General features: G+C 35.0%; 14 protein-coding genes. 11 read left to right on the top strand and 3 right to left on the bottom strand.

The annotated features are described in order from the left end of the window. Positions 1-4: 4 nt before the first annotated feature. On the bottom strand, positions 5-2,803 hold the full coding sequence (locus IPH52_01945) for a TonB-dependent receptor (protein MBK7053804.1): 2,799 nt from the start codon (positions 2,801-2,803) through the stop codon (positions 5-7). Between the two features lie 594 nt (positions 2,804-3,397). Between IPH52_01945 and IPH52_01950 the strand changes: the two genes are divergently transcribed. From IPH52_01950 to IPH52_01990, 9 genes are all read left to right on the top strand, one after another. Next, positions 3,398-3,991 (top strand): transposase, encoded by a 594-nt coding sequence (locus IPH52_01950; protein ID MBK7053805.1) that lies wholly within the window; start codon positions 3,398-3,400, stop codon positions 3,989-3,991. Positions 3,992-4,100: 109 nt separating this feature from the next. Then, positions 4,101-4,406, top strand: coding sequence for a transposase (locus IPH52_01955; protein MBK7053806.1), 306 nt, complete (start codon positions 4,101-4,103; stop codon positions 4,404-4,406). A 441-nt stretch (positions 4,407-4,847) separates the two neighbouring features. Beyond that, the gene (locus IPH52_01960) at positions 4,848-5,381 is read left to right on the top strand and encodes a translation initiation factor IF-3 (protein MBK7053807.1); all 534 of its coding nucleotides are present in this window, start codon (positions 4,848-4,850) and stop codon (positions 5,379-5,381) included. 26 nt (positions 5,382-5,407) lie between these two features. Continuing rightward, on the top strand, positions 5,408-5,611 hold the full coding sequence (gene rpmI / locus IPH52_01965; protein MBK7053808.1) for a 50S ribosomal protein L35: 204 nt from the start codon (positions 5,408-5,410) through the stop codon (positions 5,609-5,611). Then, on the top strand, positions 5,611-5,964 hold the full coding sequence (rplT, locus tag IPH52_01970; protein MBK7053809.1) for a 50S ribosomal protein L20: 354 nt from the start codon (positions 5,611-5,613) through the stop codon (positions 5,962-5,964). Before rpmI ends, rplT begins: the two co-directional genes overlap by 1 nt. Positions 5,965-6,035: 71 nt before the next feature. Next, positions 6,036-6,755 carry a hypothetical protein gene (locus IPH52_01975; protein MBK7053810.1) on the top strand — a complete coding sequence of 240 codons (720 nt, stop codon included), beginning with the start codon at positions 6,036-6,038 and terminating at the stop codon, positions 6,753-6,755. 6 nt (positions 6,756-6,761) lie between these two features. Continuing rightward, positions 6,762-7,070, top strand: coding sequence for a cell division protein ZapA (locus IPH52_01980; GenBank protein MBK7053811.1), 309 nt, complete (start codon positions 6,762-6,764; stop codon positions 7,068-7,070). Next, positions 7,070-9,004, top strand: coding sequence for a bifunctional tRNA (5-methylaminomethyl-2-thiouridine)(34)-methyltransferase MnmD/FAD-dependent 5-carboxymethylaminomethyl-2-thiouridine(34) oxidoreductase MnmC (gene mnmC / locus IPH52_01985; GenBank protein MBK7053812.1), 1,935 nt, complete (start codon positions 7,070-7,072; stop codon positions 9,002-9,004). Before IPH52_01980 ends, mnmC begins: the two co-directional genes overlap by 1 nt. Positions 9,005-9,027: 23 nt before the next feature. After that, the gene (locus IPH52_01990; GenBank protein MBK7053813.1) at positions 9,028-9,765 is read left to right on the top strand and encodes a transglycosylase SLT domain-containing protein; all 738 of its coding nucleotides are present in this window, start codon (positions 9,028-9,030) and stop codon (positions 9,763-9,765) included. A gap of 1 nt (position 9,766) precedes the next feature. Here the strand turns inward: IPH52_01990 and IPH52_01995 are convergent, their stop codons facing one another. Next, on the bottom strand, positions 9,767-11,839 hold the full coding sequence (locus tag IPH52_01995; GenBank protein ID MBK7053814.1) for a SpoIIE family protein phosphatase: 2,073 nt from the start codon (positions 11,837-11,839) through the stop codon (positions 9,767-9,769). A 240-nt stretch (positions 11,840-12,079) separates the two neighbouring features. Here IPH52_01995 and IPH52_02000 point away from each other — a divergent pair, with 240 nt between their 5' ends. Beyond that, positions 12,080-13,291, top strand: coding sequence for a hypothetical protein (locus IPH52_02000; protein ID MBK7053815.1), 1,212 nt, complete (start codon positions 12,080-12,082; stop codon positions 13,289-13,291). 138 nt (positions 13,292-13,429) lie between these two features. On the opposite strand, the gene IPH52_02005 is transcribed toward IPH52_02000, so the two are convergent. After that, entirely contained in the window at positions 13,430-13,909 is a 480-nt protein-coding gene (locus IPH52_02005; GenBank protein MBK7053816.1) for a DUF4395 domain-containing protein, read from the bottom strand. 239 nt (positions 13,910-14,148) lie between these two features. Between IPH52_02005 and IPH52_02010 the strand changes: the two genes are divergently transcribed. Continuing rightward, entirely contained in the window at positions 14,149-16,272 is a 2,124-nt protein-coding gene (locus tag IPH52_02010) for an ABC transporter ATP-binding protein (protein ID MBK7053817.1), read from the top strand. The last annotated feature ends 5 nt before the right edge of the window (positions 16,273-16,277 follow it).

Below are 16,277 nucleotides of genomic sequence, written 5' to 3' on the forward strand. Positions count from 1 at the left end.
CCGATCAAAATGTTAGTGTCAAATTAATAAGGAAATATCTACCGGGTTGCGGTAAAATTGAATTTCGATAATCCGCCGATCTTTCCCAAAACATGTTTCCACCACCGGCATACTCTACTCCGGGTTGTAAGTAAAAATGATTTAACATATTTAAAACTTTAAAGGTAAGAAATCCATAGCTTTCAAAGTTTACGGTAAATGCACCATTCAAAAGAAAATAGGGATCTACTTTAATACCTTGGTTCCGTAGCGGATTCGTCGAATATAACCCTCGCTGTCCAATATAATTTCCTCTGAGGTTAATATTGAATCGCCCGAAGAGTGGTAAATTAAATCCAACGTTGAATTTATTCTTAGCAATGTCTCCTGTATGATAATACTTTCTAGTTCTTGGAAGAGGCGTTTGTGTATCTGGATAAATTAAATTATCGTAAATGCTTTCATATTGTCCAAACATGGTAGTTCCATTCTGAAAAGTTCCAGTCTCCCGATTGAATGTCGTGCTGCTTAGAGATTCTGTGAACGTATAATTAAAGAATAAAGAAATTTTATCGGAGGTAGGGATGGGGTTTTTCAGATAGTAATTGATTTTCCATTCCGCACCATAAATTCTTTTTCCAAATATACTTTGTGTATTGAGTTCAATGACTCTGTCATATCTGCTATAATAAGTATTGATTTCATTGAAGAAATTTTTCCCCTGTAAAATCCATATAATTTCACTAGATCTGATTTTTTCTGGTCTCAAATATGGGTTAGGTGCAGCGCCTAACGACACTCCACCGTCTCCGTAGATTTGAGCCATAGTTGGTTCTTGAAAAGCTTCCCCGTAAACCAATTTCAATGATTGCATTCGAGTGTATTTGTAAATTGCGGATACTCTCGGATTAACCGTGCCTCCATAAATTGAATTTTGATCTTTTCGAATCCCTGCGCTGAATCTAAACTTATCTAAATCGGCAATTGCCTGTGTATATCCACCTAAGTCCTCGATGGATGTAGTGTTCAAAGGATTCTGTTTTTCGGATGGCATAGGGGCTATTGGTAATTCTTTACTTGTTGAAGATACTACAGAGTAGCCGTTGGGATATTTATCTGGATCGTTTGGAAGAGAGGAACTAAACACATTGTAATAACCAGCAGTGTCAAATTGTTTGCTTAACAATCTACTTGTTAGATTTACTCCACTGTTGAATTTAAGATTTCGAGTAACCTGAAATTCAAAAAGTTGACTGACTCCGGTAGCCTTATTAATAGAAGACCAATTTGTATTGCTGACTAAACTGTCATCTCCATTTGGGTAGGATTCCGTCCAATCTCCTTGTATATTGTGGTATCGATTGTAGACTTGTGTGAAGCTTCTAAATTTATTTGCAAAAACTTTTTCATATTCCGCGTAATAGGTCTTAGCGTCATAACCCCAAGAAGAATTGTTTTGAACTTGATCACCAGTATACGTTGCCCCAAAACCTTCTTTTGTATTATAAAAAATAATTCCTAGTTTAAGACCTTTATACATGATACTTCCAAGCAAACCATTGTCTAAAGTTGGATCATGGTATTTTCCAAATTTTTTTCCATTGGCTGAATAATCTAAAACAGGACCCCAGTTGGCTGGATTGCTATAAAAGTAGTTATTGGTATAACTATCAAATTTTCTTTGAGATAAATCAGGCTCTTTACTTTTAAAATATCGTAATGATGCGGCATAACTAAGTTCGCCTGCTTTTCCAGTCACTGTAGCGTCTATCGCATTTGTATCAAAGCTACCGTTTTGCAATGAAATAGTCGTATTCGTTCCATCTTTTTTTAATTCAGAACCATTTTTTGTTATGATATTAATAATACCTTGAGAAGCGTTAGGTCCATAGACAACGGAAGAAGGACCGTAGAGGACTTCGATTTTTTTTATACCTGTAATTGGAAACTGTCGTGACAAAACAATATGCTGATACCAAAGTTCGTTTTGGGGTTTACTATCAATCAAGAATAGTATTCGTTGCCCGCCGGAAGTTCTATATCCTCGCATATACGGCTTTACATATGTTGAGCCATTTGTATCAATCACATCAAATCCTGGCAGGTCATTAATGATTTCGGGTAAGCTGGTGTAGCCTCTACTTCTAATTTCTTCTTCTGTGATAACCATAATAGTTGCCGGTGCATCGAAGATACTTTCTTTACTTCGGGAAGCGGTTTCTACTTCTTTGCCTGCCATGATGTCGAAAGTATCTTTCTTAATTATCTCCTTTCCTGATTCAGGAAGTCGGAATTGTAATTTTTTAGAGAGAGGTTGATTGATAAGGTTGTCATTAATTCCCTGATGTTGGACTTTCTTTTCAGGGTTAAGCCTCAGTTGAATAGAAAGTTTTTTAGAGACCTCTTGGATTCTATTTGTGTCTAATTTTTCAATTTCAATCGGATCATATTCTATATTGGAACCAGATTCGTAATCGAAGGATGCACTGTTTGCATCAATGATAACACCTTTTTCAATCGAATACAATTGGGTAAAAATATCTAAGGGCAGCTTGTTGGTTTTTCGATAGTATCCTCCAATATGTATTGTTGCCCCAAGACTTTTAGCTTCTTTTAAAGATTCATCCAAACTACCTTTTAATACTCTTACCTCAATATTGTCTTTTTCTAATTCAGAACGAACTTCTTGTAGTAGTCTATCCTCTAACGTTGGGTTTCTTTCCGATTCAAATGGTTCAAAGTTTGATATAGTAATTATTTCTTTTGAAAAAATGGAAAATGAAAAGAAAAATAAAAAGCCTATGAATTTAAAATCTCTTCTCATAAAAAAAAATCTCTCTTAGATTTAGTATTCAGGATAACAAATAGTAAAATGAATATAATTTATTCACCCCACTCAAGGTAAATAATCGTTGCCTCATAAATCTAGGGTAGGCTTTGCGCCTAACGTCTGTTTTAATACTGTAAGCAATGAGCATTACTGTTAAAAAACACTGAAAGCGAAATATAAACTTTAAAGCAATCTTTTTTTTAAAATGATTCTCAAATTAATTATCTGATACTCTATTCAGTCTTATTTGATGAAATCTCGAACGATAGCCGACATAGTAACGTAGTAAATTTATCTAGAATTCACAATGGTTATTATTAATGCGACTTTGTCAAATCGCGATTGAAATAAAGATTTTACACACTAAAGGATTTAAAATATTGTTCGTGTGGATTTCATACTTAACGAGCGTTCCGATTTATTTAGAGGGTATATAGATTCTTTCGATTCATTATGGGTAAGGAAAGAGCAAAAAGAATATTTTGAGAAGACCCTAAAAGGTTTTAGTTCAGAAATAAAGCGTAAAAAATATTGAAAAAATTTCCGAAAAGATAATCGAACAGGATTATCAAAAACCTTCACCATTTCATGACGACTTCTCCTTGGGACAAAAAGGAGATGAATGAAATTCGGATTAATTTTATGCGAGAGCATAGTGACTCTTATCCAACAAAGAAAGCAATACTGGTAATTGATGATTCGGGGGTTGTAAAAAGAGGTAGCTCGACAGAAGGCGCAGGCTACCAATATATTGGTCAAGTTGGAAAAGTGGCTAACGGCAACGTATTCGTAACCTCACATCTAGTGAGTGAGTTTAAGCATTTACCTTTAGACATAAAAGCTTTTATTCCAGAAGATAAAACTAAAACAAAAGAAGAGCAAGAATTTGCGACAAAGATAGAGATTGCAATTTCCTTAATTGAAGAAGCTATTAGACGAGGTGTCAAATTTGAGTTTGTTGTTGCTGATGCATGGTATGGTTCTAGCCCTAATTTTACTGACTATTTAGAGGCTAAAGGCTTAAAGTATATCGTAGCCATTAAGAGTAATCGAAATATATTTTACAAATTTCCTAATGATTTAAAAAGCAGTGAGCACAAGATAAGTGAGTTAGTTACATATCGAACGACCCTAGGGAGTGAGATGTCTAAACCTGTAAATAAAAGTATCACATATATCTAGCGTATGACGCATTTCGACCCTTGGATATTCAATTATCTGATGGCTCGATTAAGAAAATTTTTTTGTTCGGATGGATTTGAAAGTAAAAGGATTAAGCGGAAAAAGAAGAGTGATAATTGAAACTGATAGAATTGGTGATTGGGAAAATGCGGAAGTAAGTTATTTTATTTCCAATGCCACTGAATTGCGCGATAACACTGTTATCCACTACTATCACAGAAGAAATTGGATCGAAGTTTTTTATCGAGAGGTCAAAGACTTTTTAGGGGCTGATGAATATCAAGTAAGAAGCATAGATAGAATTCTTCGACATTGGACGTTATGCATTGTTACCTACAGTATGATGCAATGGCTACAGCACGGAAAAGCAATCAAAGAATTCGAAAAAAAAAAAAAAACGACTGACTTTCGGTGACGTTCAAACCGTATGCAGAATATATTTAGAAAAACGAATAATTGAACTCGCTACTTTAGATCCTACTATATTTCTAAAACATCTTGATGGAATTTTAGTAGCCCCCTAAAATGACAAAGTAGCATTAAAAAGAGTTGTTACCTAAGAGCCACATAGAAGGAACGTAAAAGCCACACTTCATTGCCCTTACTAGGCTTGATGTGAAGGTGCTTTTATTCTAGAATCATCTTCAAGGGCTTCCGATTGCCCTAAGCCCAAGATAGGAGCCCTTCTTGACCCATATTGTGATATCATTATCTTATTGAATGGCTTAGAAAGCATAATGACTGTCTCTGCTTTTGTTTGTTTTTGTATTTTCTACTGCAATTTCCAGTACAAGATAAAAAATTTCTTGAATTTGTTTCGAGTGATAAAATGATGTTAAACTAGTCCGGAGAATGAATGCATAAAAAGCCAAATATTAGAACGAACGATAAAATCAATAGTCCTAAAATCAATGAACAGATTTCAGGTCCCAATGTCCGCTTAGTTAGCGATACCGGGTCTGAGGTTGTCACACTTGAAAGTGCCCTAAAAAAAGCAGCAGAAGAAGGATTAGATCTCGTTGAAGTTTCCGTAGGTCAAGACGTTCCTGTCGTTAAAATTATTGACTATGGAAAGTTTCGTTTTGAGCTTTTAAAGAAGAGTAGAGAAGCTAAGAAAAAGCAGCATGTTATTACGATTAAAGAAGTAAAACTTCGTCCTCGTATTGGTATTCATGACTATGAAATCAAGAAGCGACAAGCCCTAGAGTTTTTAACTAAAGGTGATAAAGTGAAAGTGACCCTTCGCTTTAAGGGTAGAGAACTTGCCCATGCTGAACTCGGAATGAATGTAATTGTAAAGATGATAGATGATTTAAAAGAGCATGGAACGCCAGAGAAGTCTCCAATCCATGATGGTAAGCAAATTGTGGTTTTAATTAACCCAAAATAAAGGAATATTTTAGTTAGGACAATCAAATGCCAAAGATGAAAACAAACAGAGCCGCTGCAAAACGGTTCAAATTTACAAAGAATGGAAAGATTAAAAGAGCAAGCAGTTACGCTAGACATAAGCTTTCTGGAAAATCACCTAAAAGAAAACGTAATTTAGGTGGAACAACAGTTATGCATGAATCTGATATGGGACGTGTAATTAAGTTGTTACCTTATGGAGGAAAATAATGGCTAGAGTAAAAAACGGAACAATCCACAAAAACAGAAGAGTTAAAGTATTAAAAGCTGCGAAAGGATTTCGCGCTGGAAGATCTAAGCTATATAGAACTGCAAAAAGTGCAGTAATGAAAGCAGGCCAGTGGGCTTACAGAGATAGAAGAGCGAAGAAGAGAGATTTCAGATCTCTTTGGATTACAAGAATTAATGCTGCTGCTCGTGAAAATGGTGTATCTTACTCTAAGTTTATGGCATCTCTAAAAAAACTCGGAATTGAAATGAATCGCAAGACATTAGCCGATATTGCATACAATGACAAAGAAGTTTTCGCTGCAATCGTAGAAAAAACTAAACTTGCTGCTTAAAATTATTTTTTCTGGTTGCAATTACTTTCTTTTTAGTATTATATGACCGAAACTAATTTAGGAGATTCCGTATGATTTCACTTGAAACAATCGAAGAGCTAGAAACAAAGATTATGAAGGCACTTGAGCTGATTTCAGACTTAAGAGCCGAAAATAATCGTCTAGAGTCTGATAATGAAACTCTTCGATCCGAAAATGATCAGATGAAGCTTGCTATGGAAGAGAAAGAGCGAGAAATTGCTTCCCTTCGTGAACAGCTTGCTCAATCCCTAAAAGAATTAGAAGAGTTTAAGTCTAAAGAAAAGAAATTAGATAACAAGATTCATGATATGATGAGTCGCTTAGATAATCTATCCTCTTACAAGAGTGTAGATTCTTCAAAATCTTCAAGTGACTCTTCTACTGTGCAATCAGCTAGTTCAGTAACACCAACACCAGAGCCGATTCCTACAACACCTCCACCTACAACGCGCGTTGAAGATCATGATCCTTCTGAATTTGAAGAAGACAACGATGAAATAATCCTTCTAGACGATGATGAAGATGAGATTACAGAGGCTGCCTCTGTATCCTCTACTCCTGAGCCAGTTGCAGAAGTTCATTCAGAGCCTGTAGTTGAGACAAGAGAAGAAGTCCCCGTTCATTCTCCTGTTCCTCCTGTAAGTGATGAGAATTCTCTCATTGATGACTCAGATGACATTATAATTGATGAGACAGACGATGATTCTATCAATGTTTTTGATTCTGACGATGATGATGACTTCCTTATAATTGAGGAAGAAGTAAAGTAGTTTAAAATGGCCCAGCCAATTACACGTACCGAAGTTACCATATTCGGATCGTCCTATTCTATTTCCGGAGAGACTGATCCGGAGTATGTACAACGCTTAGCAAAATTCATAGACAGTAAAATGCGCGAGTTGTCCGGATCTTTGCCAGGAGCAAGCGCACAGAAACTAGCAATTCTTGCAGCGCTTAATATTGCAGACGAGTTTTTTCAATACAAAGAACTAAATAACGAAGATGATCTTTCTCGTCTGTATGAAATGAAAACTAAAAAAATGATTTCGATGCTCGATGAGGGACTAATCGGAGATATCTACTAATCGAATCTGCATTTTCTTGGTACGATTCCAACACGCTTTATTCCAATCAATTTAACGACATCTACTGGTCAGCCCAAGGCGGACTAAAAGAAAAGGAATATGTATTCTTTGATGGCAACAATCTAAGCAATCGCTTCAATCAGAAAAAATCCTTTTGTATCTTCGAGTTTGGCTTTGGTGCTGGATTGAACTTCTTTCTTACTAGAAAGAAAAATCAAAACCAACCAACTACCGGACGCATTCAATACTTTGCCGTTGAGAAATATCCAATTCCATTTCAATTAATGGAATCAGTTATGAAAAAAGAAAAAGAGATTCAGGATTTATCCGAAGACTTCTTACCTTTTTATAAAAATATTTCGAGCGGTTACAATCAATTATCCTTTGAAGGAGAAAACTTTGATTTAATCCTAATCATTGGTGATATTGCTGATGTTATTCAATCGTTTCATGCTAAAATAGATGCTTGGTTTTTGGATGGTTTTTCTCCATCTAAGAATCCAGAAATGTGGACAAAAGAAATATTTTCTTTTATGAAAAAGAATTCGAAGAAAGGAGCTAGCCTTTCTACATATACAACAGCGGGATTTGTTCGAGAAGGACTGACTGAAGCAGGTTTTCAAATAGAAAAAGTAACAGGTTTTGGAAATAAGAAGCATATGCTAAAGGGGATAATTCCAATTATTCAACAAACCATATCTTTTAGACCCTGGTTTCGAATTCCAAGATTTACTTCGGAGAGCAAAGAAGTAGTCATAATCGGAGCAGGACTTGCGGGAACTTCTCTTGCCTTCGCATTATCTCAGAAAGGATTTAAGATTACAATCATAGAAAGGGAAATTCAAATTTCATCAGGAGCTTCTGGTAATCCAGAAGGAATGTTTGCACCTCTTTTATCAGGGGAAACGTCTGACTTAAGTGAGTGGAATTCAGCGGCATACAAAGAGTTTGCTCAATTTCTTTCCATACACAAGTCTCAATTGCACGGAGTATTTCGGCAAATTGGAGTTTTTCAAACAGCGAATTCGGACGAGGAAATGATTCGTTTAACAAAAGCTATTGAGAATTTAAGTATAGATTCCAGCGAAGCGATCCTTGCGGACAAAGGTTATCCTTTTAAAGGAATATTCTTTCCAAAAGCAGGCTCAGCAAGTCCATTTCAATTGTCTCAAACTTATTTAAAACTCGCAGGAGGAAGCGTAAAACTGATATTATCCACTTCTCTTCTAAATATACAAAGGGAGGGAACTCATTGGAAACTAACGTTTTCCAATGGAGAAGTGTTAGAGTCAGATACAGTAATCTTTGCTAATTCTTTTGATGCGAAGGATTTTGTAGAGGGGTTGGATAAAATAAAAAAGGTGAGAGGGCAAATTCTTTATTATCCGTCGCAGAAATTTCCTGAAAAGCTTGATTCAGTTCTATTGCATGAAGATGGCTATATAGTTCCAAATGTCAATGGTATACATATTATAGGCTCTACTTTTGATCCCTTTGATTCCTCTCTTGATTTGAATATTGAAGATAATATTCATATGCTCCAAAAACTAAAGACACTCTTTCCAAAAATAAATCCTGAAGATGGCAGAAGTATGCTGGGAAGAGTTGGTTTTCGTGCTATGAGTTCTGATCATCTGCCAATGGTTGGACCTATTCCTGATAGGACTGAATTTGAAAATGATTATTCGGATTTATGGAAAGCGAACATGTTTAAAGATTATCCGAATGGAAAGTATTTGCCTGGACTTTATGTGTCGTGTGCGCATGGTTCTAAAGGAATACTCAGCTCTTATCTTGCAGCTAACGTCATTGCATCTATGCTCGCGAACGAGCCTACGCCGATTGATTCGAAGCTAATAGATAAAATCAATCCTTCTAGATTTACAATTCAATCTTTTGTCACCACTCCTAAAAAATCCTTTTCATCTAAATAAGGTTTAAATATGTAACATTAGAGATGCAGAATAAAAAAAATTTTCTTTTAGTAATCCTCTTTATCGTTAGTTGTCTTGACAATCGAACTACTAAGTTAATCGAAAAATCTAAATACTATTATCCGAACGAGGAAAAATTTCAAGAACTAGTTCAACAAGTTTCAAGTAAAGAAAGAATCGATTGGATGTTTGCAAAGGCAATCATCATCAAAGAATCTCACTATGCAGATCATCTTGTTTCTCTTTCGGGAGCCGTGGGGCTAATGCAGCTTATGCCCAGAACCGGTTCATACATCAGTCCTACATTTACAAATTATATGACCGCAAGAAAGCAGAAAAGAGACAAGAAAGGGCAGAGAATTTACAGAGAGAAAACCGCCGAAGAATGGGGACGGATTTATCAAGCTGAGTTACAAAATATCTATTCCATGAACAAATCAAATCCAGAAGAATTATATAAGTTGGATAGAAGATTTGATCCCGAATGGAATATAAAAGAAGGTATACGACAATTAGCCGCAGAGTATCATTTTTTTGTTAAAAGAAAACATTCTGAGTATGAGAGTATGATTCTAGCGAGTGCTGCTTATAACGCAGGTCGGTTTGCTGTTATGAAATTAGAATCAAACCCTAAATATGATTCGATTCCTATTAATCGCGAAACAGAAAAATACATTGGGTCAATGCTGCGAGTATGGGAGGCATTAAAAAAAGGAGAGGGCTTTATTCCCGAAAACAAGTCATGGGTGCTATGGCTTTAATCTAGCCTCTGTATTCAATTCCAATAACCGTTATATCATCCCTGACTCTTGCCGTATCTATGAATTTGTTCATTGAATTGTAAAGAGTCTCTATAGAACTTTCAAGTGGCTTATCTTTTTCTTGTTCTAGAATTTGAATAACCCTTTCCTCTCCAAATTGTTCTTGGTCTTCGTTGAACTCCTCTTCGATTCCATCAGTAAATAGAAATAATCTCCCCGAACTAAATTCTCTTTCTTCTTCATCGTATTCCACATCTGGGATCATTCCAATAATATTTCCTCTATGGGTAAGTGTTTGGACATTATTTTCATTGATTAGAATTTGAGGAATATGCCCCGCTGAAGAGTAAGTTATTTTGTCATAGATTGTATCTATATCAATAATAAAAGCAGTGAAATAAATATGAAGTGATTTATATTTATTCGAAAAGTTATCATTCAGAAATTTTAAAATTCGAGCGGGAGAGTTTAATAGGTCTTTGACGCTCTCATATTCGCTTTTGATTGCCATTGTAATCAGTGCTGCTTGCACACCATGACCTGTTGCATCAGCAATAAAGGCACGAACGAGTCCTGGCTTTATTTCCTCTATGTCATAAAAATCTCCACCGACACTAGTGACTGGTTTATAAAGAGTTGAAATTTTCAATTTCTTGATTCGATCTAAATTATGCGGGAGAATATTTTGTTGAATTTTTTGTGCGGTCAACATATCCTTTTGAACTTCTTTCAAAAGTCTTTCCGTTTTCTCTTTCTCTGCCTGCGATTCTCTTTGTGCAATCCATGCAATACCAGTTTCAATCTCTGCCGTCTTCTTTGCTTCTTCTAAATCAAGAGTCCGCTCTTTAATTTTTCTTTCTAATTCAGAAGAGTGATTTCTCTGCATAAGGAGGAGTTGATCGTTGATAGCATAAAACTTTGCTGAAAGTGCAATCGTTATGCATAAAATGAAAATTAGAAATGATTCAGGGAGAAGGTTTATTACATTGATAAAATTAAAATAAATCAAAATACCTATACAAAAAGCTGCGAACAATATCATTAAGCCGATAGCAATCACTTTTGAGCCATCTTTTTTTTCTTTCATCGCTCGCAGTATTGTATAGATGAGAGAAATTCCAAATGGAATTCCTGTTAAAATCATAAGTGGTTGTCCGAATCCAGAATAGAATCTAAAAATAGAAAGAGAAAATCCAGATAGTAGAAATACTAAAAAGAAAATAGAAACAAAACCATTCAGAATTCGAATCCAAGTTGGGGTTCTATATTCAAAAAAAGAAAAGACAAATAAAGCTAGGAACATTGGCATGATTCCAAACCCTGAGTTGAAAAAATAAAAATGAAACCAATAAGAATCGTAAATCCAATAGGTAAATCGATAATAGCCGAGTGTTTGCGTTGCAGCAAAAAAACAAGCAATCGAGAAATAAAAATAACCTAACTCTTTTTTGGTTCCAATAAATAAAATTAAATGGTAGATAGACACAAAAAGAAAAACTAATCCAATAGAAATATTCCAAATTGTAGTCGTATAGAATTTTCGTTTTATAAATTGTTTCTCTCCAATATACATGCTACCAGTTGAACCAGCAAATCCAGCAAAATTGCAAACCCGAATCGCAATTGTATTCTTCTCGTTTATTCTAATTAGAGATATAGGAATATGATGAATACTATTTCTGCTATTGTTTACTACGCAGTTGCCGCTAGAATCAATTTGACCTTCGCTACCTATTTTGATTCCATTAAAATAAAATTCATGTGCGTCGATGAAAGAAGGAGTTAGAATAGAAATATTTCTTTCTAACCATGTATCTCTAATAAAAAGCTGTTTCCTATACCATCCTGTTTTTGTATCTGCAAGTTTCTGTTGACGCCAAAGTCCCGGAATAGAAATCTTTTTCCACTGGGAATCATCTATCTCTGGCTGTGAATAATCGGAATTATCCAAAGGAATAAATTTCCACTGCCCCGTTAAATCATAGATTTGGTTTCGGTTGTCCATTTCTAGACTCTGTGAACACATGCTAGCAGTGATTAGAAAGGTTACTATTGCAATAAAAATAGATTTCATTCGAAATTTAGCCATTTCCATAAACGATTTAAAAAAGATGATAAACCATAATAACAATGCCTCAATTGGTCAAGAAAAATAAACCATAGAAAAATTACTTGCAGCTTGATAAAAGTCAGGAGTTCATGCTCAAAGAATTGAATTTTAAAAGATTTCGATTTGCTTTATTCATTTAACTAGTATTGAATACACGAGTCACTTTATAATAGACTTAAAGAATTTATTTTTGGAATCACCAATATGAAAAAAAATAAGAATGTCTTCAAATGCCTTCTGCTAATTGTCCTTTTATCGTCGCCAATTTTTTCGGACAGTATGTTTTCTGGATTCTTTGACAAAAGTATCACGGAATCAGCTCTTTGGAAGACTCTTAAAGATCCAATGCTTCGAGAGAAAGCGATTGTGGAAATTAAAAAGGACATTCAGAAATATGTAGATGTAGTCATCAAGCTCTACAATAAAGGACTGGATAAAGAAGATAGAGAAATGCTGATTGATCTCATTAGTTATTCAAAAAATCAATCCGGTGAAAAGTTTTTAAAAGATGTGATCGTAAACAAATCATCCGAAGACAGAACGTTTAGTTTTAAAAAATACATGCAAGACTACAAAGTGGATTCTAGCTTTATTAAGGGTCAGTTGGATGACAAGCAGTTACGTATATACTCTTTGCTTTATGTGGTTGATAGAGGTAGAAAAGAAGATTATGAAATATTTCAAAAGATAATATTCAATGCAAATGCTCCGAATGAAGAACGGATACTCGCTGTTAAAGCTGCTATGCTTTGGGGAACTGAAGTTGCAAAAAAAGAAGTTTACTTATTCATTCTCCAAAAAGCAAATGAGATCGTTGTTGCCCCTTCCATTATTATATTTGAAAATGTAAAGTCAGATGAAATTAGAGAAGAGCTTTGCAGGGTCAGCAAGAAATCTCAATCTCAAATTACAAGGAGTAATGCAAGTTATGCGCTCACTGTATACGATACAACTCAGATTATTCCTTATTTAATTCCTGCTTTAAATGAAGAGTTTCTGTATGAGAAACTAAGCGGATTAGACGTATTAACCGGAATTATGAGTTTAGGAACTACAGCCTTAGCAAAAGGTCTTCCGTTATTGCAAACAAAAGCAGAATTTGATAATCGCAAAATTAAAATAGCCGAATCGCTCAAGAAACTAACGAATGCGGACAATGGCACATCTTTTACAAAATGGTTTGATTGGGCGGTATACAATGGTTATACCGTCAATGGCGTAAATTTAATTCACTATTTGTTTTCCGGGTATCCAGAGAAGAGAAAACTGGCTATAGAGAGTGCTGTGCGCGCTCTTGGTTATACTGACCCAAGAGAATTTTATACACAAAATGAAAACCGAACACAAATAGAAATTGTAATTTTGCTTGCCGAGGAATTACTGAAGAGTGGAATTCAACAAGATGAAAAATACTAATTCAAGTTGTCATTCCCATTATGTTGCGACCCAAGGAGCAACATTGAGTTTCGTTTTTAGTCGGGAATCTGTTATTCTTGAGATCCCCGACAAAAGAACTCGGGGATGACAACAGCAAGGAAAATCCGATCAATTTGTCTAGATGTGGTAGCTAATATTGCTACACCTCTCGCACACATCGTTTGGGACTACGCCCCATTTCATGAGATATCCAAAAACATAACACCCTGCACAAAATCCAAGAAAGGATTCTAAGGAGGCAAAGAAGGAAAGTATTGATAGAGTAATTGTAAACTCAAAGTTGTAGCCTAGATATAAGAGGATAAAGGCTGTTAGGCTAAATAAAAAACCAATCAACTGAGCAAATCGTTTTGGAATTCCTGGTGTTGGAGTATTTTCGATTTTAAATAAAGGAATCACTACATGCAAGGCAAATCTTGCGAAAGGTTCAAATTTTGGACCGTATAAAACCCTTGCAGTAAACCCATAAAGTAAGATAGCAACTAGTATCAAAGAGTTTGTGTAAATAGCAGAGAGGCTTAAGACTAATACAAAGAAGGCTACAATACGAGCAGCATTTTCATTTATTACTTCCGGGAAATTTCCAATTTTTATCATAGGTTCTACCTTTCATGCACAATTTAATATAGCAGAAAATAATCTAATATATTACGATACTTAGAAAGACACCTAAAAGGGCAACAAAAAAAATCAAATACTTCATTTTGAATGCTTCTTGAGAAGCAAAGTATGATCTTGCATTTTTCAAATTATTCCATTTAATTAAAAATCAAATTCAGATATTTTTAGAGACTTATATGACTTTCCTTGTCTAAAGCAAGTAGAAAGGTGTTTTAATGGAAGTCAAACCATTCAAAGAAAATAACTATATAAAACTATTAGAAAAATTCACAGAGATATTAGGAATTCATTTTGATTCAATTCATGCTCTATCCGAGCTAGAAATTTTTCGCAGAAAACAAGCCGAATCTAAAGAGCGAGATTCTTTTGAAGAATTATTTTTTTTAGGTAAAAAATTTGGAATTCACTTTGCCAAAAGGCAAATCTCAGCTAAGGATGCTTTAAGTAAAGTTTCTCACTCTTCGCCAGTAGCAGTTCAAACTATTGAATATGGATGGGTCATTCTTATTTCTTCCTTTGGACCATTTCTTCATATTTTGGAAGTCTCTAATTCCAACACAAAATGGATATTTAAAAAAACAATTACCCAAATCATAGCCAATGAGAATAATAGTAATTTGCCCGAGTGGATTTTTTTAGATCATAATTTTTTTCTAGCAGGAAATCAGCATCCCAGCCATCAAAATTACATGCAAACAATCTTTCAGTTTATTCAAATTGAAAAAAAAGATATTTGGGCAATTGCAATTTACTCTGTTGCGATAGGACTTCTTTCTCTTACAATACCAGTTGGCGTTCAATCACTTGTCACAATACTAAATTTTGGAACTTTATTTCAACCGGTCTTGGTGCTAACACTTTTAGTCATCATCGCTCTTTGCTTTGTGGGGATAATGAATGTTTTGCAAAGCTATATAGCTGAGGTAATTCAGCAAAGACTTTTTGTAAGGCTAGCGGCTAAAGTCACAAATCTTATTCCTCGTGCAAAGCATTCCGAGTTACAAAAATACTATGGCTCAGAAATTCCCAATTACTTTTTAGATATTGCCATTATTCAAAAAAGTGCAAGTGTGCTGATTACAGATGGTCTTGGAATTTTTCTACAGACTATCATTGGGCTACTTGTCTTAGTTGTCTATCATCCGATTTTTATTATTTTTGATATACTCGTTATCGTAGTTGTGATAGGAATTATTTTCTATTTAATCGGAAAAGTTGGAGTGGAGACGAGTATTAAAGAATCTAAGAGCAAACACAAATTAGCCTCTTGGTTAGAAGAAATGAATCTTCACAAAACAGTTTTTAGATCAGAGAAGGCTCATATATTTGCAAACCTACGAACCGAAAACCTAGCCCGTGAATATGTTCAGTCTAGAAGAAAGCACTTTAAAGCCTTGATCCGACAAATGATTGGATTTGTTACACTGCAGGCATTTGGAAGCGGACTTTTACTGGGTATAGGTGGATGGCTGGTAATTGGTGGAAAAATTACTCTCGGTCAATTGGTTGCCTCTGAAATCATTGTAGCAAAAATCCTAGATAATCTAAGTAAATTTTCTAAGTATTTGGAAAGCTACTATGACTTATGCGCTTCTGTGGATAAGATCAATCATCTGCTTGATTTTTCTGAAGAAATAAGCGGATCTGAATCAGTGTTATTTCCCAAAGAAGTTCCAATTTCAGTTAGCATTCAAAAACTAGCAACAAAGTCTGGGGAAGTGAGTTTTTCAGGATTAAATATTGAAGCAAGAAAGGGAGAAATCGTAGTTATTAAAGATGACGCAATGAGGAGTTCACCAGCACTTTTAGATTTACTTTTTGGTTTAAGTCCAACAACACATGGGGCGGTCGAAGTAAATAACTTTCATCTCCAAGATATTTCGATTGCTGAGTGGAGAAATCATGTATCACTATTACGCGACTTAGAAATATTTAGTGGCTCTATAGCGGATAATGTCAAATTGGCGAAAATGGATTCGGATTCTTCTGACATTAGAGATATACTTGAGAAAGTGGGACTTATGAATCGAATTCAAAAATTTCCGAATGGAATTCACTCTGAGATTTACCGAAATGGTTATCCTTTAATCAAAGAAGAATTAGCACTTCTTACTTTTGCCCGATGTTTTCTTTCTAAACCTGGATTAGTATTGATTGATGACCTTCTGAATTATTTGAGTAAGGAATCACTCTCCATAATTTTACCACTCATACAGGAATATAAAAAATACTCTACATTTGTCATTGCATCATTCTCGCCTGACGTATTGAAGATTGCGGATAGAGTCTATACTCTAAAAGATGGCAAGACAGTCGAAAAAGTAAAGGAAAAAGAATGAAAGGT

The sequence above is a fragment of the Leptospiraceae bacterium genome (genome assembly GCA_016708435.1).
In the GTDB taxonomy this organism is placed as follows: domain Bacteria; phylum Spirochaetota; class Leptospiria; order Leptospirales; family Leptospiraceae; genus UBA2033.

Bases quoted from the DNA above. Each gene is read 5' to 3' on its own strand.
- IPH52_01960 (MBK7053807.1), top strand. From the start codon at position 4,848: ATGCATAAAAAGCCAAATATTAGAACGAACGATAAAATCAATAGTCCT.
- IPH52_02000 (MBK7053815.1), top strand. From the start codon at position 12,080: ATGAAAAAAAATAAGAATGTCTTCAAATGCCTTCTGCTAATTGTCCTT.
- IPH52_02005 (MBK7053816.1), bottom strand. From the start codon at position 13,909: ATGATAAAAATTGGAAATTTCCCGGAAGTAATAAATGAAAATGCTGCT.
- IPH52_01975 (MBK7053810.1), top strand. From the start codon at position 6,036: ATGATTTCACTTGAAACAATCGAAGAGCTAGAAACAAAGATTATGAAG.
- rpmI (MBK7053808.1), top strand. From the start codon at position 5,408: ATGCCAAAGATGAAAACAAACAGAGCCGCTGCAAAACGGTTCAAATTT.
- IPH52_01990 (MBK7053813.1), top strand. From the start codon at position 9,028: ATGCAGAATAAAAAAAATTTTCTTTTAGTAATCCTCTTTATCGTTAGT.
- IPH52_01950 (MBK7053805.1), top strand. From the start codon at position 3,398: ATGACGACTTCTCCTTGGGACAAAAAGGAGATGAATGAAATTCGGATT.
- IPH52_01945 (MBK7053804.1), bottom strand. From the start codon at position 2,803: ATGAGAAGAGATTTTAAATTCATAGGCTTTTTATTTTTCTTTTCATTT.
- IPH52_01995 (MBK7053814.1), bottom strand. From the start codon at position 11,839: ATGAAATCTATTTTTATTGCAATAGTAACCTTTCTAATCACTGCTAGC.
- rplT (MBK7053809.1), top strand. From the start codon at position 5,611: ATGGCTAGAGTAAAAAACGGAACAATCCACAAAAACAGAAGAGTTAAA.
- IPH52_01980 (MBK7053811.1), top strand. From the start codon at position 6,762: ATGGCCCAGCCAATTACACGTACCGAAGTTACCATATTCGGATCGTCC.
- IPH52_02010 (MBK7053817.1), top strand. From the start codon at position 14,149: ATGGAAGTCAAACCATTCAAAGAAAATAACTATATAAAACTATTAGAA.